Genomic DNA, 25,159 nt, shown 5'->3' on the forward strand with positions numbered 1-25,159 from the left:
GCACACAGAGAGGTTCAGGCGTTTTATCTGCCTGAACCTTAAGCTAAAATTGCGCCGTACTCAGAGTTCTAGGAAACTCTTCGCCCGTAATCCGCACCACCTTTTGGAGGTGTGTTACCGGTTAAGGCTGCAAGGGGTTGTTTTGCCCCTGATACCAGTACCGTTTCATGCAGGTAGTTCTCAATATGTTGAGCCAGTGCATGCTCGCAACCAATGACGGGTGCAAGTTTGCAGCCAGAGGGCGCGCTTTTCATCATTTCAGCGATATCGTCATGGCCATGCAGACCACCGCTAGCAAACAGCGGAACGACAATCGCATCTTCAGAGAGCGTGAGAACGGCTTTTTCGACAAAGGGTTCCTCAGAGAGGAACGCAACACGCAGGTTTTTATAGCCGTAACGGCTTTCCAGTTGATCCTTGAGTTGAAGTGCACATAGCCGTGATTCCGGCCCAACCGTGGAGCCGTGGGCGACAATCATCACTTCCCGGTCAAGGTCCGGTTTGATCAAGGTACTTTTGCTGTTTGGTGCCAGCGTACTTTGAATACTTTCAGAAACCAGATCAGGTAGGAAAGGCAATACACCAAGAGGGGGTAACAGCTTGATGTACTGCCCACTTCGGTTCAGATTCTGCCATTCACCTTCTTTCTGTTGTTGGTGGTCCGGGTCCAGCCCCAATCTGCGAGGCAGGACAGTTTTGCAGAAGTAGCCGTTACTTAAGAGGAGAGGTAGCACGAGCACACGCTCGTGCGGGAGGATTTCGACCACTTCCTGCAGCGGTGGGGTCCCTTTCATCACCCCACTCACCACATCCAGTTCGGGCAGTAAGGGCGCCAGAGCATTCTTCAGGCGCACGTGGCCTGGTGTATTGTCGGCGCCCTTGCCGCCCAAATCGCCATGAGCAGCAAGAACAAGTGCCAGATCGCTAGTGGCTTGTACCAGCGGAGAAGGTGATCTTGTTCCAGACATTGTACTTTCCAGATGGCTTGCTCATTGGAATACGCTTAACTTCTTCAAGCGTCTTCGCGTCATAGATGATGATCATGCCGTCATTCTCCCAGATGGAGAGAATGGCGTGGCTGCCATCACGGTCAAACTCGATATGAGCAGCGGTTTTACCCGGGAGCGGTTTCAGCGTCTTTACGATCTCAAGCGTTTCTTTATCGATCACGTACATCTGGTCCTTGTTTGGACCAAAGAAGACGTCCGCCCAAGCGTACTTGGAATTTTCGTGAGATCGCATGAAGAAGCCCGGTCCAGCCGTATCGAGTGTCTTCAGTACGGACCAGTTGGACATATCGATCACAGAAATCTTGCTCTCACGCAGGTGCGGGGTCACCATCACTGGCTTGCCTTCCCATTCCCAGCTGATGCCGGAGCCCAGATGCGGGAAGCCTGGCAGATCGATCTTGGCGATGGTGGAGCCTTCGTCCATGTCAACCACGACACCACTCTTACCATCACGGGAAGACCCCATCAGGTGCTTGTAGGACTGATCGAAGAAGAAGTCATCCATCGGCGCATCAACTTGGATACGACGCAGAGCGAACAGACCTTCTGAAGTTGGTTTCGCACCATCCTTGCCGTAGTTTTCAGCATCAACGTAAGCGTCGTATTCCGGTTCAGCGTTCGGATTGGTTGAGACCTCCCAAACTTCAGGCGTATCCTTCATGGCGACAACAAAGCTGTCACGTTCAGGAGCCTGATAAACCGCAGAAACACGTGTGGTTTCACCGCCCAGTGACTCTGCATCAAAGATCTTTTCAACGGACAGGTCTTCAGCAGACAGCATCACCAAAGAGTGCGGCAGGTAGTTTGCCAGCGCGATGTGCTTGCCATCGCGTGAAAGCGCAATGTTACGGGAGTTGATGCCGCCACGCACTTCGCCAACCACTTTCAGCGCCCACATATCGTACTTCGTGATCCAACCATCTCGGGACATGAAGTACACGTAGTGACCGTCCGGTGTGAACTTAGGACCGCCATGCAGCGCAAACTGGGTTTTGAAGCGTGTCAGAGGCTCGAACGTGTCGCCATCCATCACGGTAGCGTAGTGATCGCCGGTTTCCACCACCACGAACAGGTTGAGTGGATCGGACTCGTAGACTGGCTTTTCAACGGGCTTGTAGTCCTCGTTGAAGATCCGTGTCTCCATGATCTCCTTCTCACCCCAAACCGGCATTGCGCCGAGCGGGGTTTTGATCATGTTCACCAGATCTGCGATCTGTTGATCGTTCAGCTGATCACCAAACGCAGGCATCTGGGTGTGAACGCGGCCTTCTTTGATGGTGGACGCCGCAGCACTTGCGCGTAGACGCTTCAGGCTTTCCGGCAGCAGTGCCGGGCCAATGCCGCCGAGGCGATCACCGCCGTGGCATTCCGCGCAGAGTTCCTGATAGGTGCCTTTGGTGGCGTCGGAAACCGGATAGAGTTCCAGCTTTTTACCGCGCGCTTCAGCAGTACCTGCCAGCATGCAGGTTGCCAATAAAACACCGGCGAGTTTAGGCATAAACGTGTTTGGCTTCATGACGAGCTCCCCGGAATGGTGTTGTTTCAACGCGCTGGTGGTTTGTATCCTCCAGGCCGATTTCTTCATCCGTCAGATAACAGGATGGATCTTCTGCCCAAGGATCGCCGGTCAGCTGCAGCGCTCTTACACGCGTGTTGCCGTTACAGATGTTGAAGTACTGGCAAGAACCACAGCGGCCTTTGATCTGACGTGGAGTCTGCTTCAGGCCCGCCATCACAGGATCAGATACATCCTGCCAGATCTCGGAGAACTTACGCTCTTTCACGTTACCGATGGTGTAGTGCCACCAGAAGCTGTCCGGATGCACCTTGCCGGTGTTGTCGATGTTGCCGATGTTTACACCAGAAGCGTTGCCACCCCAGCGCTCCAGCATATCTTCCAGATAACCAGCTTTCTCCGGCATATTCTCACGCACCCACTGCAACAGGAAGATGCCATCCGCATCGTTGTTGCCGGTCACGTATTCTTTGGAGCTTCCAGCCAGCACATCTTCCCAAGCCTTTTCAATCAGGCGGGTCATGGCTTTGCGGGTCACATTCAGGTGCGCATCTTCACCACGGTTTTTGTTACCGCGGCCTGCGTACACCAGGTGAGACAGGTAGATCTTGTCTACTTTCTCGCGGTCACACAGCTCCAGATAGTCATCCAGAATGTCGGCGTTGTCTTCTGTCAGCGTAAAGCGCAGGCCAACTTTGACGTTTTCCTCACGCAAGTGACGAACAGCCTGCAAGGACAGGTCAAACGCGCCATCCATGCCACGGAAGTCATCATGCACCTTGCCGATGCCATCCAGCGAAATGCCAACGTAGTCGTAACCGATGGTGCCGATCTTGCGCGCCATTTCTTTGTCGATGAGCGTGCCATTGGTGGACAAGGCGGTATAAAAGCCGAGCTGCTTGGCATGTGCCGAGAGCTCCAGCATATCCGGGCGCATAAGCGGTTCACCACCAGAGAAGATGATGACCGGTACGCGGAAGCCTTTCAGGTCATCAATGACCTCATAGGCCTGCTCTGTTGAAAGCTCGCCGGGAAAATCTACATCGCCTGAGGTTGTGTAACAGTGCTTGCACTTCAGGTTACAACGGCGGATCAAGTTCCAGATTACAACCGGTCCAGCAGGTTTACGCGCTGGTGGAAGTGGATACGGATCCGCTAGAGCTTTGAGATAATGGGTCAGACGAAACACGCGGGCTCTCCCCTCTGCGACGAAGTCTAAGTCCTGTTTTTTTCAGGGTTTTTGTCGAAAACAGGACGTCATGTCCCTTGCATGATGAACCCACGAGAGCCTCTATTTCCTTGACTAAAGTCAGACACTCTTCGCGAGTTTTTCCGTGCACCATGGCGAACACATTGTAAGGCCATGTGGGCATCCATCTGGGGCGCTGATAACAGTGGGAAACGAAGTCAAGCGCGCCCATAATTTGGCCAATACGCTCAACATCTTCATCAACGATATTCCAGACGGACATTCCATTTGCACGCATGCCCAGGGCGCGATGATTTGGCACAGCTGCGATACGACGAATTGCACCGTTTTCTTTCATGGATGCAACGCGTTCCAGCACCAGCTCTTCACTAACGCCAAGCTGGCTCGCAATCTGCGCATAAGGCTCGGAGACCAGCGGCAACCCTTCTTGCAGCGCTGCGACCAGAGCACGATCAAATTCAGAGAATTCTTCAAAATTATGCGTGCTCATGCCGGGACCTTAAACTCAATGAAAAACTCGCGTTCTTTCGGGAACAACCGAACAGGAATGCCTGTCAGCTCTTCAATGCGTTTCCCGCAAGTCTCAATTTCTTCAGGGGTTTCCGTGGCCAGAACGAACCACATGTTCAGTTCGTGATCACGGGCATAGTTGTGTGCCACCTCGCTCAGCGAATTCACCTGCTCGGTCACCTCATCGTAACGCTCTTCTGGCACAGCCATCGCGCACAGGCAGAACGCACCACCCATCTGGGCGATATCGAACATGGGACCGAAACGGGTCAGGATACGCGTCTCAAGCAGCCATTGCAGGCGCTTCAGGAGCACGTCTTCCTCAATGCCCAGCTCTTCGGCAACAGCCGCGTACGGCTTGGAGACGACCGGGAGGCCATCTTGCAGACGATTGATCAGCTTACGATCCAGATCGTCCAGATGCACCCGCGCCGGTTCATTCAAATGAGCAATGTCTGAGCTCATGCGCTTACTCCAGCGTTGTAGGCAAGACGGGCACCACGCTGCTTAAAGCACTTGGTGGAGAACAGCACATCGCTGCTCATCACATGCTGCGTGGCCATGGTGGACAGCCGATTGATGACCTCAAGCGCCTCTTCACGGCTGTTCGCGTGGGTCATGGTGTAAAGGTTGTACGGCCACAGCGGCATCTCTCTGTTGCGCTGATAGCAAAGGCTGACCATCGGATCGGCGGAGAACATGGCGCCGACATCATCGATATGCTCATCGCGCACGTTCCAGACAGACATGGCATTGGCCTTGTAACCAATAGAGCGGTGCCGCACGACAACACCGAAGCGGCGAATAATGCCAGCATCCTGCAGTATCTTGAGGCGCTCCAGAACGGATGTTTCCGAACGACCCAGCTTCAACGCAATGCGCAGGAACGGACGATCTGAGAGCGGAATACCGTCAGAAAGTTTTTCCAGCAGACCGATGTCACCCGGCTCCAGCACTGACATGTCGACAGGTGGGAGCACCGGGGTCTTCTTTTCCAACCGCTGCTCTGTTAAAGAAAATCCCAGATCCAGGTGGAAAGCCTTTTCCATCCGAAAAGCGTGAACCACGAGATTGGTGGTCCGTTCTATACGGTCAAGTGTAGCCTCCAGGGTCGCCCGGTCTCGTTCAACAACCACGAACCAGATGTTCAGGTCATTTTCACGCAGGTAGTTATGGTTGACCCCCGGCTCATCATTGATGATCTGTGCCGCGGTTTCCACAAAGTGTGGAGGCGCAGAAACCGCAGCCAGACAACTCGCGCTGACTGTGTTCGGAGCCAGCACAGCACCAATGCGCGAGATAACGCCATTTGCCACCAACCGTTCGTAACTGCTGATCGCATCCAGGGCGTCCACCCCGGTTTCCCGGGCTATGAGATTGAATGGCTTTGGAACAAGTGGGAAATTATGCTGCCACTTGTCCACCAGTACGAGATCAATATCACTCAGCTGTGCGCTCATATCGCAAACTCCCCAATCGCTCGGGCGGCCACCGCCGCCCTGGGAAAGCCGGGACTTAAAGCCCCAGCTGGTGTGCACGTGAAGTAAAGAAGATGCCGCTTGGTTTTTCCGCTGGCAGAACCTCTTTCAGGGAGAAATCCGTTGTGTCGTAGACGTGGATCTCATTTTTGTCGCGAACGGACATCCAGACTTCTTCGCCGCGTGGAGTGAACTCCATGTGCAGCACGCCCGGTCCTGGCTTCAGGGTCTTGATGATCTTGCGATCCATAATGTCGATCACCTGAATGGTGTCGTTATGTGGAGGCGCAAAGTTTACCCAGATCTGGCGACCATCAGGACGCGCCATCGCAAACACTGGCTGGCCATGCACGGCGACACGGTCTACTTCGGTGAACTCACGTTCATCCATGAACAGCACTTCGTGACGACCAATTGCTGGCAGTGCAAACATGCCATTGGCTTTCGCCCAACCTTCAAGGTGAGGCATCTTGTAGACTGGCAGAGGCTCTTCACCCTTGCCGTAACCGTCCATAATGCGCTCGACTTTCAGTGGCTCTTTCCAAAGGTCCACATGAGCCAGACCATCTTCGCCAAACAGGCCAACGATGTAGTGGCGGCCATCACCGGTCACCAGCGCATCATATGGGAAGACGCCGATATCGGTGAGTTTGGTGACTTCAGGCTTCAGGCCCTTAGAGTAATCAAGGATCCAGGTCTGTTCGCCATCCCACAGGGAGAAAGCAAAACGACGGCCCGGCAGGTCCACAAGTCCGATGGTTTTGGACTGGTTGCCTTCTTCGTCGTAGATTGCAGGCACTTCGGAGATAAGCTCCAGAGTATCTGCGTCAAACACATTCACGCCACCTGGCTTGTAGTTGGCAACAGCGATCAGTTTGCCATCATCGGAGATAGCTCCACCGATGGAGTTACCAGCCTGCATGACGCGACCGACGAGCTTGCCAGTGAGCATGTCCACTTTGGACAGGCCACCATCACGACCAAACACATAGGCATAGCGCTCATCACGGGAATACACGACAGAAGCGTGCGAGAGGTTGCCCAGCCCTTCCACCTGCGCCAGCACAGTACGGTCTGTGCTTTCAACAATCAGGGCTGTTCCTGTGGCTCGTTCGATGATCAGACCCAAGTCGCCCGTGGCGCGCAGGTCGTCAGAACTGGCTGCAGAAGCAAATAAAAGACCCGCACCTAAAGCTGCGGCAGCAAATAACGTCTTCACTTGAATGCTCCTGTTTTCAGACCTTCAGCAATGAAGGCTGCTTCAGTTTCGTTGAGGAAGCCGCGCCAAGGAGGCATCGCCGTTCCCGGCAATCCACCAAGGATCACTTCCTGAATGACATCAGCGTCCATATGTTCCAGATTTTCCGGAAGGATTGGCCCGCCCAGACCGCCTTCAAGCGTCAGACCGTGGCAGGACCCGCAGTCCTGCTGCACAAAGTCTGTCAGCTTTTCGCGATCGATGATCTTGAGAGCCTCTTCATCGGCGAGAGCTCCAACTGGCACTCCAGTCAGTAACGGAAGCGCCAGCAACCCGGCCTTCAGAAAAGAACGCAGCGGGTTTTGCGCCATCCGCTCTGTCCTAGCCATTGATTACCTCCAGGTGAGGTCTTTTCTCACCCCAGTTTCCTTCGCTGCCGGTGATTTCTGGCAGTTCCAGAGTTTCTTTCAGACCCACAACATCACCAATCATGAACAGAGTTGGTGCTGGCAGCTTGGCTTCTTTGGCCAGCTCACCGATTGTGGTGAGTGTGCCAAACACTTTCTGTTCTTCCGACGTGGTGCCCTTGGAGATCGCGACCGCTGGCATATCCGCTGGCATGCCGTGCTCCACCAGCTTGGTGGAGATTTCCGCAATCGCGGCGAGGCCCATGTAGATCACAAGGGTGGTGTTAGGGTCCGCAAGGCTGGCCCAATCCAGATCGAGGGGTACATCTCTCTGGCAATGCCCGGTTACATAACGCAGCCCCGTTGCTAGACCGCGATGCGTGAGTGGCAGGTTGAGGCTTGAGGCACAGCCTTGCGCAGCTGTGATGCCCGGCACGACTTCATATTCGACACCGGCTGTGACCAGTTCAGCAGCTTCTTCGCTGCCGCGGCCAAAAATAAATGGATCTCCGCCTTTCAAGCGCACAACGCGCTTACCTTCTTTGGCGAGATCAACAAGCAACTGGTTGATTTCCTCTTGAGGAATTGGATGGCTCTTCGGCTTCTTCCCAACAGGGTAAAGCGCGGTCTTAGGAGGAACCAGATCCATAATTTCTTGAGAAACCAGACGATCATAAACAACAACTTCAGCGTCTTGAATACGCTTCAGAGCTTTCACTGTGAGGAGGTCCGGATCACCCGGTCCTGCGCCGATCAGACTGACCTTACCAATGCCTCTCATAACTCATTCCTCAAATCGAAACTGGCGAAAATAGAGGAGCAACGGGAGCTCCCCTGGTGATCTGGAGTGTTGCCGAACCGATGTCTTTTAAGGTGTTGGAGACATAGAACATGCCCGAAGGAGTAATCAGGCGTTCGTCTTTGATGACACTTATAGAATTCAGATTATGGCCATCAATCGCTGCGCACTTCTTGTGAGCACCTACAGCAACGGCGTTGGCTGCGCATTGCTGCGCGGCGTTAGCCGAAAAACGGAGAATTGATTTAAACGACACCATAAACTCCAATGCTGACGAACCTTACCCGGCATCGTTATGTAAGCTCGCCCTTTCGTCTCTCACATTGACCATCGTCAAGTTATTGTGAGGCACTCGTGAGAGGTGTTTTTTATTATATATATCAATAAGTTGATGTGTGTAGAAATTTCACAGAACTGCAACCAGATGTGGTGATATTCTAGGCAAATTGACATAGGTCACGCTTGGGTAAGAAATACGTAGACTTCCCACAACAAATAATCATTCTAAATCCGAGAAAGAGATTCTGATTCAGGTATTTACTTCTCGGCAACGGCAAGTTGCCCCCTTCAGAAAGCTGCACGGAGTGCGCGTTTGGGGTTTTAACGTAACTCCCGTTGGAAACGAGCAAATACCCTAACGTTACTTTAACCGCGTTACGAAGCAAAGATTCCACCCCTCCTCCATCCTCAGTAGGTTTAAAGCAAAACCACAACAAGCACCCAAGTGCTGCCCGACCTGAGGAGCCGCTACATGAGTGAGGCGAAGCCCTTTTCCTTCCTGAGCCCTATCAAAAACCCACCAGCTTATGTAATGGACCCTGACAAGAAGCACCTGGAAGTTACGCTGGATGTGGAATACGACACCAACAATGTTTTCAGCTTCGAAAAGCCTCACAACGTTCCCACCCATACGCGGGTCTTCACAAGCGACATCACCAAGGAAGCGGGCAATACGCTCACCGGCCCTACGATTGAAGTGCGCCCCGGCTCCAAGCTGCAGATCCACACGCACAACAAATTGCCTGAGCAGGACCAAACCGAGCCGGATGACATCAACTTCCCTTACGGCTTCAACAACTACAACATCCACACCCATGGCCTGCATGTGACGCCGGAATCCCCCGGCGACAACGTCTGCATGACCATTCGCCCCGGTGAGGAATACCACTACGAGTACGACATCCCCGCAGACCATCCACCGGGCGTCTACTGGTACCATCCTCACAAACACGGCTCCGTGGCTCTTCAGGTGGGCAGCGGGATGGCAGGGATGATCATCGTGCGTGGCCCGTTTGATGATCAGCTGAAAGAGATGGGGGTGAAGGAATACTGCATGGTGTTCCAGAACATCGCCGTGGATGCGGAAGGCAAGGTGGAAGACCAGAAGCAGGTCGCCAAATTCCCCAACAGTGAATACAACATCACCGTCAACAGCCAGTACTGCCCGATCATCAAGGTAAAGCCGGGTGAGCTGATCAACCTGCGCCTACTGAACGCGACAACGCGATCTTCCATCAACTTCGAGTGCCCGTTCTTTGCGCAGATGTTCATCTACGGTTATGACGGCAACCCTACAGAGAATTATCGCAGGCAGGGCGGTGTAAGCCTCGCCCCGGCCAATCGCGCGTCTGTGCTGCTTAAAATCAGCGAGGGAGCCACTCCGGGCGCCTTCTATTACGTGCAGAACAATTCGGTCGAGTACCAGTTCATTCCGCACTACAAGTACCACAACAACCCACCTCTCTTTGCGATTGAGGTGGAGCGTGGTGAAGAGATTGGTGCGGCGATCTACATGCCAACCGAAACCGCCGAACGCACAACACCACCTCCGTTCCCGGAAAGCTTGCGCGGTGGTTTGCTTGAGCCGATCCGTCCGGAAGAGGTGACCAACAAACGCACGCTAACGTTCCAGGCCAACACGCTGGATAATCCTGAGAAGTACTATCGAGGGGTGAACGTCACCATCGATCACGGCCAGTTTGGCGGCTGTGAGGTGGTCAATCACTGGGTTGAACTGGACGCCGTAGAAGAATGGACGCTGGAGAACGAAAGCGAGTTTCCTCATCCGATCCATATCCATGTGAACCCCATGTATGTCTATGAGATCGAAGGCGATGATCCGCTCGATTACACACTGGAGCTTCCCTTCTGGGCTGATACCATTCAGGTTCCACCTCACGGGCATGTGAAATTCCGCATGCGGTTCAAAGACTTCGTCGGCAAGTATCCGTTGCACTGCCACCTGCTCTATCACGAAGATGGCGGGATGATGCAGCATGTGAAGGTTGTTCGTGATCTGAAAGAAAAAGACGACTGGAACAACAATCAGTAGCGGGTCAAAGAACCGATAAGACCAGATGATCGACATTGACGGCATCAGCCCAAGCAACGAGCGGAAGCCAAAAGGAATGCGCAGCTTTTCATTAAGCCACTTTCTGCTTTCCAGCCCCGTCGGCTATGGGATGATGCTTGTCTTCCAGCTGATTGTTGTCTCACTGATTACACGGCCTGACACGCTCCATGTCTTTGAAGTTGCGTTCATTCTCAGCATATTCTTCTTTGGCATGGTCAGCCTGCAAAAAACAGTATTGCCTGACTATCTCTTTACTTATTTCTGGAGTGGTTTTGTCTATGGCGGATTTGGCATGATGGTGGGCCACCAGATCGACCTGTCCATCGACCATGACCTGGCCATGCAGCAGATGAACAGTCTTGCGCTTGCAGCGGTTTATCTGAACTGGATGACCCTCATCATGGTGTTTGCTTGCATCATAACCTGCTTCTTTGCTGACCATTGTAAAGGCCATGCAGGGTCAAAAAGCGCGAAAATACTCATCCATATCTTCGCGATTTCCATGATGATGTTCGGCGTTTACGTTGGTCACGCGCTTAACCTGATGCTGCATAAGAACACGTTTGACCGGTTCTATCTGCAAGTGCTCTCCATGAGCCTCTTCTTCACTATAGGCTACTACTGCGCCATCAAATGCCATGACCTTCTACGCGACAGAAAGAAGGCCTGAGCGGCCTCCCTCTCCTTTCTAACCAACACGCTTCTGCGAAGTCGCAAACCGCTTCTCCAGCCGCGCCTGTATCATCTCGAAGACAAAACTCACGGCCCAGTAAATCAAAGCCGCACTGATGAGCATCTCGAAGTGCTTGAACTCCGAGCGGCCAAGAGTGCGCGCCAGATACATGAGCTCCATGATGCCCATGGCTGAGACGAGCGAGCTGTCCTTCAGCATGGAGATGAAGTTGTTGCCAGTCGGCGGAATAATGATGCGGATCGCTTGGGGCAGAACCACCTTCCACATGGTCTGCCAAGGCTGCAAGCCAAGCGCAGCCGCCGCCTCAGATTGCTCCCGTGGCACGGCCTGAATGCCAGCCCGGAAGATCTCCGTCATATATGCCCCATAGCTCAGCGATAACGCGAGGATACCCGAAGGGATCGCATCCAGCGTAATCCCAAGCTGCGGCAGACCGAGATAAATCAGATAGACCTGCAACAACAACGGCGTGCCTCGAAAAAACGAGACGTAGAATGTTGAAATCGCATAGGCCGGACCTGAGTTGGAAAGCCGCATCAACGCACCAGCAAATGCCAGAATGCTTGCGAAAATGATCGACGCGAACGAAACGAAGAGTGTGTAGAACAGCCCTTTGTAAAGCAGGATCGGCAACCGCTCGATAATGAACGGAAACGACAGATCGAACGAGTAAAAGAAGCCCAGAAACAGTGCCAGCAACTGCGCCCAGTAGATTGGCACCTGTACCTTCATGGGCAGTTTGGAGACGAACACTACATCCGCCGTGATCACGGCTGAGATAGCAAAGGCAGCTAGTACAGAGGCGGTGTCAGGCGCAACATCCAGATTGAGCAAAGTCGACAGGTACTGACCAACGCTGCTCAGATCAAACGCCATGAGCAGCGCGGCCAGAACCACGAAGAAAGCCAGGCGCCGGGAAGGCGCATGGCTAAACAGGTTTACGAGCAATGTCATAGGACAGCCGATCAGTGCGACGTGGTCACAAGATCAGCGCCAAACCACTTCTTGGACAGCTCCACCAGCGTGCCATCCGCCCGCATTTCCTCAATGATTTCGCCAACTTTCTTGGAGAACTCAGGATCATCGCGTGACGTTACAACAGCCAGCGGCTCAAAGAAAACAGCTTCACCCAGAATGCGGATCGGATAGTTCGCTTTGATCGCCTCCAGAATGGTCGGAACCGATGTAATCCCGGCATCCAGTCGTTTGCCATCCCCCAGGCGCAGATCATCCAGAACGTTGGAATCTGCTTCATACGTGCGGACTTCACCCGGTTTCACGGCAAACTCGAAGGCTGGCGAGTAAGCCGGATCCAGCTCCAGTTCATGCTGCAGATAATACTCGAATGTAGAGCCGGTGCTGGCCCCAATGCGCTTGCCGTTCAGCTCAGACAACGTCTCGTAGGAAGAGTCTTTGTGCACGTAAAACGCAGCTGGCGTGTAGTAGTAAACGGCTGGAAAATCGAGCACTTTAGCGCGTGCCGGTGTTGGCGTCATGGAGCCGATGGACATCTCCCAACGTCCGCCCCACTTGCCGGATGTGATTGCCTCCCACGCCGGGTTCAGAAACTCCGCTTTCGCACCCATACGTTTGGCGACTTCCTTAGACACATCAATGTCATAGCCTTCAAACACACCATCCGCATTAAGATAGGATGCAGGCGGATAACCGGAGTTGGTTGCGACACGGATCACCTTGGTTTCCATGACACGGTCCATCACCTCACCCGAGAAAACCGGCTGAGATACTGCCAGCAATGAGACACCGACGATGGAACCAATACTCGCGATTGACTTAATAATATTCATTTCCCCCTCCAAATAATAATATTATCCGGATGATCCTAGGCAACCAAACTGAGGGAAACAAGAGATTCTCATTTATTTATATATGAATACAAAGCAGTTTCACTGAGTGAAATCTTCAAATTGCTTTCAGGCATCTGAATGAACACATGACCACTAATATAAATGTGCGGCAACACAATATAGTCACCGCACATACATCTACGTCTACTTGTACAGGATATGACTTCCTTCTGCGATCAGATCCAAATCCGACGCATGTCCATCCATGGCCTGCACCAGCTTCCAGATAGGTTCGAGAAACAGCCCAAACGTGGAGTGATGGATTGGCAGAACGCTCTTTGGTTTGAGACAATCCACCATCTTCACCACATCCTCAGCGTCCATGCTGATCTTGCCGAGTGCGCCTGTGCTGCCTACACCGCCCACATGCGGGATGAGAACGTCAATTTCTCCAAGGGCTTGCACAGGCATCATCACATCATCGACCGGGAAGGTATCTCCCGTCCAGTATAGGCTCTTGCGGTAATTCCCTGCTTCAAACTCCATGAAGTATCCATTGCCCGGACCAAGCACTTTCAGGATCTCGGGGTCCTCTGAATGCTTGGCTTCCACCGCTGTGATGGTGATCTGACCTGACTTCGTTGGAAACACCACCTGCTCGCCCCAAGGCAAGACGGATATGTTAGAAAACCCTTTGCTGGCAAGCTCTTGCTTATCATGATCCGTCGCAATCATCGGCATGTCAGAGGCAATCTGCGCTTCAGCGGCGGCATCGAAATGATCTGGATGCGAATGGCTGATCAACGTGGCTGTGACCGTGCTAAGATCAAATGCTGGCAACACCCCGAACCGGGGCTGTGGTTTGAGATTTGGCCCCTTGGCAAGATCAAACATCTCATTAGGGTTTGGCATCACAATCGCCTGTTCACCAACACCAAATGCCGGATCAGTCAGGAACGTCACGCCATCAAAGCTGATGAGCATCGTCGCCCCGCCAAGCCATTGTATTTGAAGCACTACCTCCGTTTCGTTAGAGGACTTCGACTGCGTCTCCGCGTGTGCTATTACAGGCAAACCAACCGCAGAGACCAGCGCTGTAGTCCCGCTTAAACCAAGAAACTTCCGTCTGTTCATCATCTCACCTATCTCAAGAATGAGCATAGGTCTAGCAAAGTCAGTGAGGTTGGAGTATTCAGATAATATTGCCTGCATTATTCGATTGAGCTGCATAATGACGAACATCACCCAGCTGCAAACCTTCGTGGAAGTCGCTCGTCTGAACTCTTTCGCAGAGGCGGCAGAGCACCTTCATATTCCGCGCTCAACGGTTACCGCCCGCGTGCAGGCACTGGAGGAGCGGCTTGGCGTTCAGCTGCTGCATCGCACGACAAGGCGTGTATCATTAACGCTGGAAGGCGAGCGGTTTATGCAGCAATGCGAGCCAGCTCTGGAGGCTTTGCAGCAGGCCGAGAGTGATTTGCTGGAGAAGGATGAACTCTCTGGAAACATTCGCCTTTCAGTTCCAACAGACTATCCTGCCCATACATTGAAACACCTGCTCAGCAGCTTTACTGAGAAGCATCCCAAGGTGTCGTTCTACGTTGATATGAGTGACAGTCCGGTTGATCTGGTCGCCGAGCATTTCGATCTGGCCATCCGTGCCCGCAAGCCGGGGGAAGATGCGCTGATAGCACGGCGCTATGCTTATGATCACATTGGCCTTTTCTGCCGCAAACCGCAGAGAACCATCACCGCAAAGAACATCAGTACTCTCTCGCTTTTGGACCCCGGCGGTTTTCTCGCAGAGTACTCAGCGGGCAAAACATCAGATCTCCTCATAGAAACAACAAACTTCCGTTTGACGAAACAGCTCGCATTATCAAGGGATTGCATTGTCGTTCTGCCGCTTTCTCTTTGCGAGCAGGAAGTTGAACAAGGTCTGCTCCACCTCCTCAAAACCACACTGGAAGTGCCCCAAGTACCTCTCTATATCGTCACCCCAGCCCGCAAGCATCGGCCCAAACGGACGCGTGCTTTTATCCAACACATCGTTGAAACGGCAAAAGCTGGTCAGTAAGACCAAATGGCTTATGGGCGCGCCCTCGGCAATTCGCTAGTATCCCCGCAGATTTTGCAGTTGCATGGCTACGGGTGAGAGAGAATGGCGCAGGAAACCCTTTTAAAAGAACAGTTAGACGGTGTTTTAAGGCTGACCCTGAATCGCCCTGATAAACTCAATGCCCTCACCCCAGAGATGCGTCAGGAACTGCTCACCGCACTGAAAGATGCCCACGATACGCCCGAGGTGCGCACCGTTATCCTCACCGGCTCAGGCCGCGCATTCTGCACCGGACAGGACCTCAACGACATCCTGCCGGACAGCGCTGGTGAGAAGCCGGATCTGGGAGATGTTCTGACCCAGCATTACAGCCCTATCATTCATGCGATCCGCCAAATGGAGAAGCCGGTTCTGTGTGCCGTCAACGGTGTAGCGACGGGTGCAGGTGCGGGTCTTGCCTTCGCTTGCGATATGGTTTTTGCCGCCAAAAGTGCCAAATTCATTCACGCGTTCAGTCGGTTAGGTCTCGTGCCCGGAGCAGGCGCCTCCTTCCACCTGCCGCGTATGGTTGGTGAGGTACGAGCCAAGGGCCTGATGCTCACCGGCATGCCGCTCACAGCGGAACGAGCTGCGGATTGGGGGCTGATCTGGGAAGCCATTGAAGATTACCAACTTCAGGATGAAGTACTAGATATTGCAACCGGACTTGCAAAAGGCCCAACATCGGCGTATGCAATGACCAAACACCTCATTCATGCATCTGCTGATAGCACGCTGGAAGACCAGTTGGTCCGCGAAGCGGAGATGCAGCGTCGGGCTGGAAACTCGGAAAATCACACCGAAGGCCTGAACGCATTCCTAGAAAAACGTTCACCCGTTTTCAAATAGTGCCTGCCTCCTCCCAGGTGGTTGTGGCGCTTTCCATAACCATAATTGAGGAGATTGCTGATGGGTATTATTGCACTCGATCACGTTCAGATGACCATGCCAGCAGGCCAGGAAGAAGCAGCACGCGCCTTTTTCATCAACCTGCTTGGCTTCACCGAAGTGGAAAAACCAGCGTCTTTACAAGGTCGTGGCGGTGTCTGGTTCACAGCGGGTGCCGTTAACCTGCATGTGGGCGTGGAAGAACCGTTCACCCCAAGCAAGAAAGGCCACCCAGCATTCCTGTTGGACAACCTGCAGGAAACCGTTGATCGTCTCGCCGCTGCTGGTGCTGTTTTGAAGGACGACAAACCGCTGCCGGGCTACATTCGCAAGTTCACTGAAGATCCGTTCGGCAACCGTATTGAGCTGATGCAGAAAACGGCATAACGCCTGAGACCACCCGCTAAAAAGAGAATTCCTTTTTCTTCTTTAGACATTGATAAATAAACGGAAAATCTTCCGCTTTTCGACAACCTCACGATATCCTGTGTGTGTTAGAGGGTGAGTTTATCACGCAAGCTCACCTTGGCACAGGAGCCTTCGCACATGACAATCCTCAGTTTGCAACACTTCAACCTTCCCATCGCGCCCGGGGGGGATAAACTTGCCCGCGAGTTTTACGTGGATCTGTTGGGCTTTGAAGAAGTTGAGCGACCTGAGAGCATCCGGAACCGGCCAGGTGGTTGGTTTTCAGTGGGTTCCATCAATCTGCACCTGAGCGTGCAAGACCCGTTCGTGGCCAACAAGGTCGGCCATCCAGCCTTTGTGGTGGATGATATCATCAAGCTGGCACAGCGTCTGCGTGACGCGGACTATGAGGTCTCCGACGACGCAACGTTCATCGGTTACATCAGAAAAACCACCCATGACCCCTTTGGCAACCGCATTGAGTTGATGCAGCCAGAGGACATGGTGCAGCACAAACTATAGCTTTTTTAGCTCCTGAAGCAGCGCGTTGGTGAGCCCTAGCAGCGTGCCTTCCGGCAGGATATCCTCGTGGTTCCACGTCAATGCCACTTGCCAGTGCGTTCCATTCAAGCCTTTGAGATCATATGTGAAATTGAGCACACCGATCTCACTTCCCGCCTTGAAAGCAATCCGCTGCCAATCCGTCTTTTCCGCAAGCCCCGGGTTGAACTGCATGGCCTTGTCATCGGCGATATCAGCAATCACATCGCACAGCTCTTCAGCACTTGCATACCACTCCACACCTGTCAGATAAGGATCTGCCACATCCTCAATAGCAGGCAGCGGGCGTTCTTCGATTGTCTCCAGAATTTTCCGCCGCTGAGCGACATCCGCCTGCCCGTATTTCTCCGCCAGCTTGCGGTCTGCCTTGAGCTGATAGAATTGGCGCGATGTCAGGAACGGTGTCCGTTCCTCACACGTTTCCAAAGGCTTAGTGCCAATGAGGTTGAGAATAACATCTGCAGCCGAGTTGTCTGATGCCGCCATCATGTGCTGGGCCACCGCCTGCAAAGTAACCAATCCGCCTTTCATCTTGGCGTAAAGGTTGCTCTCCGGATGAGACTCCAGATCTCTTTCCAGCCGAACTTTCTGGTTCCATTTCAGCTCGCCGCTTTTCACACGGCGCACCAGTTCCTGCATCACGAACAGTTTGTAGGCAGGCCCAATCGCGAGCGGCTTGTCAGCGTCTTTGCTGAAAAATTCTACGCCATCTTTCCGGATCAGCAGACTGGAGGAGGACGCCACCTCCTGCATGCGCGACAGGCAATCCTCCAGGCTCTCAACCAGATACAGCGCTGGTTTAATAAACAAGCCTTTGATTTTACCTGATCTTTCTCGCTCCAGAAGCACCGTTACGTTAAAGTGCGTTGTTTTGACGAGAAATGCGTTTTTTTGCGTTTCTTTGCTGATTTCCTGCGTTGATCCGTAAGCCGCCAACGCATCCTCCAGAGACCGGCGCAGTCCCTCTTTCCCGACCAGCGACAGGAATCCATCGGTGAACATGGAAAGGTCTTCGCCATTCCCATTCCAGACCTTAAAGAGCAGATCCGCATCAGAGGTGTTGCGCAGCTCGATCATTTCCGGCGTGATGCGCTTGGCCGGAGAAAGGTTCTCCAGAGCATCCTTCACGCTCAGGATCGGATCAAGAAACATCTCTTTAAAGGTGCGCATTTCCATTCGCCTCAAATCAGCAAGCCGCAAATCTCCTATCTCTCTTAAAGAGAGCTTTCAGAATTGGCAAAGCCTGTCTTCCTGCCTTGGCAAAAAGCCACAGATTGCCGGTGTTTAAAGCTGCGCATTATCCCCCTCGGAACAAATCATACCTCGCTCAATAACCAAGCAAATCTGCCAGAATAAACCCGCTGCGGAAGCTGGTAGATTTGCCCGGCATGTCTATTGCCAGATTCCCGAACACTCAATGAGGTTGGTATTGTGGAGATCAGTGTCGTTCTTCCGGTTCACAATTGCGGAAAGTATCTGCTGCCCGCATTGCAGAGCATAAAGTACCAGAGCTATCCACATTTCGAAGTGCTCATGGTGAACGACCATTCCTCCGACGGGTCAGAGGATGTGTGCGCTGATATTGCGTCCGTCGATGATCGCTTCAAACTGCTGCACTCACCGCATTTTGGCATGGCGGGCGCCTTGAACTTCGGCATCTCACAAGCCAGCGGCGTTTACATCGCCCGCATGGATGGCGACGATCTGTGCATGCCCGAACGCTTTGAAAAGCAAATCGAATTTCTGAAAGAAAACCCGGACATCTCCTTCCTCGGAACTTTCGCAGACCACATCAATGAAAGCGGCAAGACCACGGGGGTCTTTGAATATCCCGAAGACGACTTCGAGATCAAAGCGCAGCTCGACCGCGGGCAGAACACCTTTGTGCATCCCTCCATGATGATCCGCCGCAAAGCTCTGGTTGATCTTGGCGGGTATCGGGAAATTTTCAGCATCTGTCAGGACTATGACCTCTGGCTGCGTGCGCAAGACAGATACTCCTTCGCCAACCTGCCAGAACGGCTTGTGGCCTATCGCGGGTTCCCGGATAAGCGCGATCTGACCAATCGGTTCTGGAAGCACTTTTACATCACCAGGCTGGCAGAAATCAGCGTGCAGCAACGCCGCGCCGGACACCGCGACCCGGTTGATCAGATGACCGATGAGTTTGATCTGGAAGCTGTCGACGAGCGGCTGGTGAGAGAGCGGCTGATGTCAGCGCGGCAGGATTACTACTGCAACAAAAAGGCCTTCGTGGACGGAAAGCCGTTGAACTCCATGGACATAGAGCAGATCAAAGCCTTCTTGCTCAACCACAAGGAAAAGTTCAACAAAAAAGACCTGGGCCAGGCTTTCGGACTCCTTTTCGATCAAGCCATGCGCATCCAGGACTCTGAAAGCGCCGAGATCCTCTACAAACTCCAACGCGAAATCTCAAAAAGCCGCCACCTAAAATCCCTCCTCACCAAACCCGACAAACTCGTCAGATACGCTCTGAGGAAAAGAATGGAAGAGGCGTAGGTTTTACGCCTCTTGGTGGGGTTAGTCTCGATTAACCGCCAAACTTCAGCGCATTCACCGCAGTTAGCACGTTTTCTGGAATTCCGACGCCCGGATTGCTGGCGAACAGTTGTACTGAAGGAGTTGTGCCAATGCCATTTTGTGCATCGTAGAGGATGACGAACTTTTTGACGAACTTGTCAACTTCTTCAGGATCCTGAAACTTCTTGATATCGAACTTCTCATTGATCACCGCAGCCTGATTGTCGATATCGGTGCCAACCATAGACTCGGACATTCCAAGTACGGTTCGAACAACCTGATAGAGCGCAGGTGAGCCGAGAATTTCATAGGCGCTTGTGATGTTACCGCCAGTTCTTTGGAAGTTGAGTGCGAGCCTGACGCCTTCGTTTTGCTCGCCTTCACCTTCTTCAAAGCTAACCTGGATATATTGCTCTACAATACCTTTAGTTCTGTCCGCTTCACGTATTTCCAGATTATCGCGATATTTTGCGATTGTATCCTTCAGCTCAGATGGCTTCTTCAACGCTTCAATATCGATGTTCTCGTCGAACCAATCAATACGCTCACTCTTCGGACCATTGATAATTTCTTCCGGAACATCAAATGCGACCGTGATAACTTCATAGAGGGCAGGATCAGCCAGAATCTGTGTGGTAAAGATGACATCTCTTGGCATTTTGAGCGTAAAATACTCAGCTAACCGATCGACATCATCAACTTCTTCTCCCGGAGTGTTGGACCAGAGCACCATTCTCGGGTCCAAACCTTCACTCTCCCAATCAAACTTGCCTTTGATCGTTCCATCTTTGTTAAATGGAAATGCTTCTGCAAGTTCTTTGAAGCGCTTATCTTTCAGCGTGTTCGCAAGAGCACCTGAGTCGTCAGTGCCTTCAACCAGCACTTTTCGAACCATGCCCTTCGCATAGGCCATGTCCTCCAAACCCATGGTTTTCATCATGAAGTTATAGAGACGATAATCATTGAGAAGGTCATCAACCGTCTCAACCTTGCTAAAGTTTTCTTCGTAATATTTTATTTCACGGGCAATTTCTGGATCTTTAGCCGTTCTTTCTTTCGCGCCCGGCAAATCGCGATTGAGCATTGAGAAACGAAGGTTAGTATCCATTGAATTGAATCCGATTACACAAAACAGTTAGAGGCAGTCTGACTCAGGTGTCTTGTCTGAAGCTGATGATGGCCTTTGTGGGTGATGGCGGCAGAGTTTTGCATTTAAGCTATTGAGCGGACTGGGGTTCATTGGATAGTTGGGTGGCATCGCGTTAAGAAATCGGCGTTGAAGAGGGCGGAGTCTTACACGTTTCGAGCAGCTTTGATGCCGTTCTGAGAATCGCAACAACTCAATCCCCCCAAAAAACAGCTCCCGTCATCATCACGGGAGCTGTGTTAGGTGGGTGGTGGCCTCATACCGGTTTGGAGGGCCTTTGGCTTCGGCTGTTTGGTGTTGGCATCAGGCGCCGCTGGGGGGCGGGGGCTGATGGGTTGGGGAGCTGGCGCTTTGGTTTTGGTTATGCGGCCGGCTCCAAGTTATACGATCAGTTCCAAGTTTTGTGGCTGGACCAGCTCCAAGGATGAGAGCTGATCCAGGAGGATGAACCTTCCCTAGCTCATCTTTTCAATGCGGGCTGGGAGGGCCTGGCGGGCTATGCTGCCGACGACGGGGTCGGCGAGCAGGACCGGGCGTTGGCTGGTTGGGTCGGTGTAGCCGAGATCATTGCTGTTGGTGCCGAGGCCCCGGTTGGAGTGGCCTTCCAGAATGACATTGCCAATCTTGTGGGTGCGCGCGCCCAGTTCGCGGTGACCGTAGCCGTGCTCGATGCCGATAGCACCCCGTGCAATGCCTTGGCGCACCAGAGCTTGGCCGCTGATGCGGTTGCTCGGGGAGATCACGTTGATCCAGTCGCCGGTTTTTATGGAAAGCTGCTCAGCATCCACCGTGTTGATGGCAATGGCGTTGGAAAGCTTCAGATCATCCAGATACGGATTGCCACCGGTGCTGGAAGAGCGCAGCTGGGATTTGGTGCTGACAACGCGGAACGGCCACAGATCCGGTGGGAAGGCTTTGTCCACCTTGGTACCATCTGCAAAGCTTGGGGCCTGCCATGTGGGACAGCCAACAAACTTTTTGCCTGTCATGGAGTTGCGCGCCATGCCCACTGTCTCGTTCCAGACCTGAATGCCCTTTTTATAGGAGCGTGCGAAGCTCTCTCCCTTGTAGGTTTTCGCTGCATCTTCATAGCGGCCACCCCGGTTGTAAACGTAGGCCACCCGGCGCCATTCATCGGGTTTCAGGGTGCTTTCCAGATCAGCACGGATGCGATCCACACCGGTGATAGCCATATCGGCATCATCACTTTCCGGCACTGCACCGCCATCAAACGCCACGTTGGCACCGGCGCGCAGCCAAAAGTCCTCGGAGCGATGGAGCGGGTGCAGGTTGCCGTCTGCATCCGGAATGGCTTTGTCACCAAAGCCCGGCAGGCCCATGCGCTTGGCAACGTCGATGAAGAAGTTGTCCATGTCCATATGGCGGCCATCCGGTGTTGTGCCGGTCTGGCAATCCACCACCGGCCAGCGGGCTGTGGAGACCTTGGTTGGCACACCGCCCCAGGCTGAGGCCCAGCCCCATGCCTCGTAGAACACACGGTCTGGCACGATGTAATCGGCGAAGCGTGACGTTTCGTTGATGAAGGGATCAATAGCGATGAACAGCGGTAGGCGCTTGGTATCTTTGATCTTCTCCTTAATATCGTTTTCCATGCCCGCAACACCGTAGACCGGGTTGGAGGACCATGTGATCACAGCTTTAGCCTTGTAAGGATAACCTTCCAGCACAGAGGTGAGCCATTGCGCGCCCATGGGCTGGGTGAAGGAATGCCATGGGGCTTGTGCAGGGTATGGGTTCTTGCCCTCTGCGACCAGTCGTTTGAATTCGCTGGTTTTCTCATAGGCAAAGCCACCGCGGCCTGCATCCACGCCTTTCACCTTCACCTTGCCGGGGAAGGCGAGCAGGTTATAGCGTGGGCCTTTCTGCACATCTTTGAAGCGACCACCACCGGCAGTGGTGCCACCTTTGGCGTTGAGGTTGCCCACAAGGGCGTTGAGCATGACGATAGCATAGGCGGTGTAGAACCCGGCGGTGTGCATGGTGCCACCGTGGCAATCCGCTGCCGCCTGTTTGCCAACACTGGTGAAGTCACGTGCCAAAGAGATGATACGTTCTTCCGGTACGCCGCAATCTGCAGAGTATTCGGCGAGTGTTTTGCGCAGTGCCTCCCGGCGCAGCAAGCTTAGGCTGGTGGCTACGGGCACAGTTGAGCCATCCAGAAGTCTCACGGTTCCCTGATGGAACAGTGTGGCAGGGCGGCCCTTTGCAGGAGAGAGCTCTCCTGTTTCCGCATCCAGGCACATAGGTGCCTTTTGAGCATCTTCGTCCAGATCAGCAGTCACCATTCCTTGCCGCAGGAAGGAGCCGCCTTTGGGGTGCTCGGGGTCATCAATGACCAGATGCGTTGCATTGGACCAACTGGCCTCCCCTGCCGCCTTTGCTGCTGCGCCGGACGGTTGAGCCAGAAACTTGGCGTCGTATCGTTCGTTTTCCATGATCCAGCGGATCATGCCCATCACCAGCGCCCCATCGGTGCCTGGTCTAATAGGAACCCATGTGTTGTCCTTGCCAAACGCATGGTTTTGAGAGTTGGTGAGCACTGGGTCCACCACCGCGTACTTCACTCCATCACGCCCACGGGCAGCGCCCATCAAGGTGCCTTGCAGTTTGTACGGGTTGCCTGCATTGCCGGGGGCAGTGCCAATGAACAGCATGTACTTGGCGTGGCGATAGTCTGGCTTCAGGTGTGGCTGCTTTTTCAGGTTGTCCAGCATGGCCGCATACCCAGCGCGCATGGACAGGCCGCAGTAAGAGCGGTGCCCCACGAAGTTGCGGGTGCCGTAAGCCATTTTGGCGAAGCGAGCGGCCATCATCAGGCGACCGTTTTTGAAGACCGGGATCACCACCAGTTGGTTGGCTTTTGGGCCGTATTCTGGATTTTCCGGATCCAGCGGGGTCTTCAGGTCGCGGATGGCGCGCAGGCCTTCCACGTGGCCCTCGCCAAACAGATCGCCGCCCTCTACGGTCTCCTCAATCAGCTGATCCCAGGAGATTTCCTTCCACTGGCCGCTGCCGCGCTCGCCCACACGTTTCATCGGCTTGAGGATGCGCTCCTTGCTGTTTTGCTTGGCAATGGCAGCATTGCCGCGACCGCAGGCGGTGGAGCGTCCGGCAAGGCCTTGTTCCCCATAAGCAGACAGGCCGGTGATCGCGTCTTTGATGGGCGTGTCATACGGAATGTGCGGGTTGGTGGAGAGCGGGCTGTATGGGTTGCCGGTGGCGCGTAGAATGTCGCCAGAGGCTTTGTCGACCCGCACACGAATGCCGCAAACGCTGGTGCAGCCCATGCACATTGTGTAGCCGACCCGTTGGTCCGGGTTGAGGATTACCTCTCCGCTGGCTGGGTCCACCTTGTATTCCGGTGGCAAGGCCCCTCCAGCAATGCCTTTGGCTTTCGCATCACCCAGCACTCCCTGATAGAAGTTTTTACCTGTTTCAGCAAAGCCCCAGAAGGCAGCGCCAGCTGCGCCAAGAGCGGTTGCGCCTTGAAGAACACCACGGCGAGAAATAGTCATAACTGGCTCTCCTTAGGCTTGAGTTTGCTTGCTGGCACGCACGGCCAGCAGGTTGATGAGAAGGGTGACAAAGATCAGGCTGAGGATCAGCAGGCCCGCAGATCCGGCCAGCGTGCGCAAAGCATCCTGAGACAGGGCGGCCTCATAGCCGTAAAATGCAGTCTCAGTTTTGGACATGAGCTGCGCGCCGTTGAAGGTGGACCAGCGGAAGGCCAATGCACCAAACACAGCCAGTGCTCCACTCACACCGCGCAGCAGCAAGTAGGTCTTTGCACTCACGGCCAGCGCCACCGGCACCACAACACCTGCGATGATGAAGCCACCGAGCAAGCCAACAGGGGCATAGTCTGCGGCCAGTGTTGAAAGGCTGGCATCCATCAGCATCCAGAGGCCAAAGGCAACCAGAGTGGCGGCTCCTGTGACCACCAGCATGTAACGGCCCTCGCCCTTTTCACCATTGAGGCTATCAATGGCCATTGTCGCACCCGCACCGCTCATCAGGGCTGTCAGAACAAGCACCACGGGGAAGCCGAGGGTGTTCCAGACAGGACGGGCAGCCACCACGCTCATTTCACCGGCGGTGTAACCCAGAATGCAGAGGGCTAGTGCGCCAACAATCATGGTCAGCGTACGTTCACCAGCGCACATGGGGGCATTACCACGGCGGCCTGTCATGAACGCCAGCAGAAGTGTAGAGCCGATGAACAGCGGCAGGAACCAGCTGCCCCACCACATGATGGAACCGGGCGCAGCACCACTGTAAAAGTGCATAAAACGTGCAGGCTGGTGCAAGTCCGCCAGCAGCGGCAAACCGGAGGCCAGTGCAAAACTGGCAGCGACAATCAGAGCGCCTTTGGCTTCTGCAACACGCACAAGACGAGCATAAGCCAGCAGCAAGGCCGCCCCTGCACCCGTTCCCACCAGCAGGAAGTACGCGACCGCCCAAGGCCGCCAGACGGCTTCATGATCAAAAGACATCAGATCAACAGCAGGCATA

24 protein-coding genes are annotated in these 25,159 nt (G+C 53.7%); 7 read left to right on the forward strand and 17 right to left on the reverse strand.

Features of this window, described 5'->3' with window-relative positions:
* Window positions 1-68: 68 nt before the first annotated feature.
* Genes AC3CB2_RS18595 through AC3CB2_RS18640 form a run of 10 tightly spaced genes read right to left on the reverse strand, consistent with a single transcriptional unit; the run spans window position 69 to window position 8,384 of the window.
* On the reverse strand, window positions 69-968 hold the full coding sequence (locus AC3CB2_RS18595; RefSeq protein WP_352935877.1) for a CbiX/SirB N-terminal domain-containing protein: 900 nt from the start codon (window positions 966-968) through the stop codon (window positions 69-71).
* Window positions 925-2,526 carry a cytochrome D1 domain-containing protein gene (locus tag AC3CB2_RS18600; protein WP_352935874.1) on the reverse strand — a complete coding sequence of 534 codons (1,602 nt, stop codon included), beginning with the start codon at window positions 2,524-2,526 and terminating at the stop codon, window positions 925-927. Before AC3CB2_RS18600 ends, AC3CB2_RS18595 begins: the two co-directional genes overlap by 44 nt.
* Window positions 2,501-3,715: a heme d1 biosynthesis radical SAM protein NirJ gene (gene nirJ / locus AC3CB2_RS18605; protein ID WP_054783802.1), complete on the reverse strand. Its 1,215-nt coding sequence runs from the start codon at window positions 3,713-3,715 to the stop codon at window positions 2,501-2,503. The genes AC3CB2_RS18600 and nirJ overlap by 26 nt, the downstream gene beginning before the upstream one ends.
* Window positions 3,651-4,226: a siroheme decarboxylase subunit beta gene (gene ahbB, locus AC3CB2_RS18610; RefSeq protein WP_008548901.1), complete on the reverse strand. Its 576-nt coding sequence runs from the start codon at window positions 4,224-4,226 to the stop codon at window positions 3,651-3,653. The genes nirJ and ahbB (AC3CB2_RS18610) overlap by 65 nt, the downstream gene beginning before the upstream one ends.
* Window positions 4,223-4,711 carry an Lrp/AsnC family transcriptional regulator gene (locus tag AC3CB2_RS18615; RefSeq protein WP_054783801.1) on the reverse strand — a complete coding sequence of 163 codons (489 nt, stop codon included), beginning with the start codon at window positions 4,709-4,711 and terminating at the stop codon, window positions 4,223-4,225. The genes ahbB (AC3CB2_RS18610) and AC3CB2_RS18615 overlap by 4 nt, the downstream gene beginning before the upstream one ends.
* A complete protein-coding gene (gene ahbB / locus AC3CB2_RS18620; RefSeq protein WP_008549039.1) occupies window positions 4,708-5,706 on the reverse strand; it encodes a siroheme decarboxylase subunit beta in 999 nt (332 codons plus the stop codon). The genes AC3CB2_RS18615 and ahbB (AC3CB2_RS18620) overlap by 4 nt, the downstream gene beginning before the upstream one ends.
* A gap of 55 nt (window positions 5,707-5,761) precedes the next feature.
* Entirely contained in the window at window positions 5,762-6,943 is a 1,182-nt protein-coding gene (locus AC3CB2_RS18625) for a cytochrome D1 domain-containing protein (protein ID WP_054783800.1), read from the reverse strand.
* On the reverse strand, window positions 6,940-7,311 hold the full coding sequence (locus AC3CB2_RS18630) for a c-type cytochrome (protein ID WP_008549007.1): 372 nt from the start codon (window positions 7,309-7,311) through the stop codon (window positions 6,940-6,942). Before AC3CB2_RS18630 ends, AC3CB2_RS18625 begins: the two co-directional genes overlap by 4 nt.
* On the reverse strand, window positions 7,304-8,110 hold the full coding sequence (gene cobA / locus AC3CB2_RS18635; protein WP_352935867.1) for a uroporphyrinogen-III C-methyltransferase: 807 nt from the start codon (window positions 8,108-8,110) through the stop codon (window positions 7,304-7,306). Before cobA ends, AC3CB2_RS18630 begins: the two co-directional genes overlap by 8 nt.
* A gap of 10 nt (window positions 8,111-8,120) precedes the next feature.
* Window positions 8,121-8,384, reverse strand: coding sequence for a hypothetical protein (locus AC3CB2_RS18640; protein ID WP_143111110.1), 264 nt, complete (start codon window positions 8,382-8,384; stop codon window positions 8,121-8,123).
* Window positions 8,385-8,879: 495 nt separating this feature from the next.
* Here AC3CB2_RS18640 and AC3CB2_RS18645 point away from each other — a divergent pair, with 495 nt between their 5' ends.
* Together AC3CB2_RS18645 and AC3CB2_RS18650 are read left to right on the forward strand one after the other, a co-directional pair.
* On the forward strand, window positions 8,880-10,460 hold the full coding sequence (locus AC3CB2_RS18645; protein WP_008549006.1) for a multicopper oxidase family protein: 1,581 nt from the start codon (window positions 8,880-8,882) through the stop codon (window positions 10,458-10,460).
* A gap of 25 nt (window positions 10,461-10,485) precedes the next feature.
* On the forward strand, window positions 10,486-11,151 hold the full coding sequence (locus AC3CB2_RS18650; RefSeq protein ID WP_352935864.1) for a hypothetical protein: 666 nt from the start codon (window positions 10,486-10,488) through the stop codon (window positions 11,149-11,151).
* An 18-nt stretch (window positions 11,152-11,169) separates the two neighbouring features.
* Here AC3CB2_RS18650 and AC3CB2_RS18655 read toward each other — a convergent pair whose 3' ends face one another.
* The 3 genes from AC3CB2_RS18655 to AC3CB2_RS18665 all read right to left on the reverse strand — a co-directional run bounded on the left by AC3CB2_RS18655 (window position 11,170) and on the right by AC3CB2_RS18665 (window position 14,000).
* Window positions 11,170-12,129, reverse strand: coding sequence for an amino acid ABC transporter permease (locus tag AC3CB2_RS18655; RefSeq protein WP_054783798.1), 960 nt, complete (start codon window positions 12,127-12,129; stop codon window positions 11,170-11,172).
* A gap of 11 nt (window positions 12,130-12,140) precedes the next feature.
* Window positions 12,141-12,983 carry a transporter substrate-binding domain-containing protein gene (locus AC3CB2_RS18660; protein ID WP_352935861.1) on the reverse strand — a complete coding sequence of 281 codons (843 nt, stop codon included), beginning with the start codon at window positions 12,981-12,983 and terminating at the stop codon, window positions 12,141-12,143.
* Between the two features lie 204 nt (window positions 12,984-13,187).
* Window positions 13,188-14,000 carry an MBL fold metallo-hydrolase gene (locus AC3CB2_RS18665; RefSeq protein ID WP_352935858.1) on the reverse strand — a complete coding sequence of 271 codons (813 nt, stop codon included), beginning with the start codon at window positions 13,998-14,000 and terminating at the stop codon, window positions 13,188-13,190.
* Window positions 14,001-14,214: 214 nt separating this feature from the next.
* On the opposite strand from AC3CB2_RS18665, the gene AC3CB2_RS18670 reads away from it, so the two are divergent.
* The 4 genes from AC3CB2_RS18670 to AC3CB2_RS18685 all read left to right on the forward strand — a co-directional run bounded on the left by AC3CB2_RS18670 (window position 14,215) and on the right by AC3CB2_RS18685 (window position 16,899).
* Complete coding sequence (locus AC3CB2_RS18670; protein WP_352935855.1) at window positions 14,215-15,060, forward strand: LysR family transcriptional regulator; 846 nt, start codon at window positions 14,215-14,217, stop codon at window positions 15,058-15,060.
* Between the two features lie 84 nt (window positions 15,061-15,144).
* On the forward strand, window positions 15,145-15,930 hold the full coding sequence (locus tag AC3CB2_RS18675) for an enoyl-CoA hydratase-related protein (protein WP_352935852.1): 786 nt from the start codon (window positions 15,145-15,147) through the stop codon (window positions 15,928-15,930).
* A gap of 60 nt (window positions 15,931-15,990) precedes the next feature.
* Window positions 15,991-16,356, forward strand: a complete 366-nt coding sequence (locus AC3CB2_RS18680; protein ID WP_352935850.1) for a VOC family protein — start codon at window positions 15,991-15,993, stop codon at window positions 16,354-16,356.
* A gap of 159 nt (window positions 16,357-16,515) precedes the next feature.
* The gene (locus AC3CB2_RS18685) at window positions 16,516-16,899 is read left to right on the forward strand and encodes a VOC family protein (RefSeq protein ID WP_037036667.1); all 384 of its coding nucleotides are present in this window, start codon (window positions 16,516-16,518) and stop codon (window positions 16,897-16,899) included.
* On the opposite strand, the gene AC3CB2_RS18690 is transcribed toward AC3CB2_RS18685, so the two are convergent.
* Complete coding sequence (locus tag AC3CB2_RS18690; RefSeq protein ID WP_352935848.1) at window positions 16,894-18,108, reverse strand: serine hydrolase; 1,215 nt, start codon at window positions 18,106-18,108, stop codon at window positions 16,894-16,896. The genes AC3CB2_RS18685 and AC3CB2_RS18690 overlap by 6 nt on opposite strands.
* 225 nt (window positions 18,109-18,333) lie before the next feature.
* Here AC3CB2_RS18690 and AC3CB2_RS18695 point away from each other — a divergent pair, with 225 nt between their 5' ends.
* Window positions 18,334-19,458: a glycosyltransferase gene (locus AC3CB2_RS18695; protein ID WP_352935845.1), complete on the forward strand. Its 1,125-nt coding sequence runs from the start codon at window positions 18,334-18,336 to the stop codon at window positions 19,456-19,458.
* Between the two features lie 31 nt (window positions 19,459-19,489).
* On the opposite strand, the gene AC3CB2_RS18700 is transcribed toward AC3CB2_RS18695, so the two are convergent.
* The 3 genes from AC3CB2_RS18700 to nrfD all read right to left on the reverse strand — a co-directional run bounded on the left by AC3CB2_RS18700 (window position 19,490) and on the right by nrfD (window position 25,158).
* Complete coding sequence (locus AC3CB2_RS18700) at window positions 19,490-20,587, reverse strand: DUF1217 domain-containing protein (RefSeq protein WP_352935842.1); 1,098 nt, start codon at window positions 20,585-20,587, stop codon at window positions 19,490-19,492.
* A 494-nt stretch (window positions 20,588-21,081) separates the two neighbouring features.
* A complete protein-coding gene (locus AC3CB2_RS18705) occupies window positions 21,082-24,162 on the reverse strand; it encodes a molybdopterin-dependent oxidoreductase (protein WP_352935839.1) in 3,081 nt (1,026 codons plus the stop codon).
* A 12-nt stretch (window positions 24,163-24,174) separates the two neighbouring features.
* Complete coding sequence (gene nrfD, locus AC3CB2_RS18710) at window positions 24,175-25,158, reverse strand: NrfD/PsrC family molybdoenzyme membrane anchor subunit (RefSeq protein WP_352935836.1); 984 nt, start codon at window positions 25,156-25,158, stop codon at window positions 24,175-24,177.
* Window position 25,159 lies beyond the last annotated feature (1 nt).

This window comes from Pseudovibrio sp. SCP20 (genome assembly GCF_057774105.1).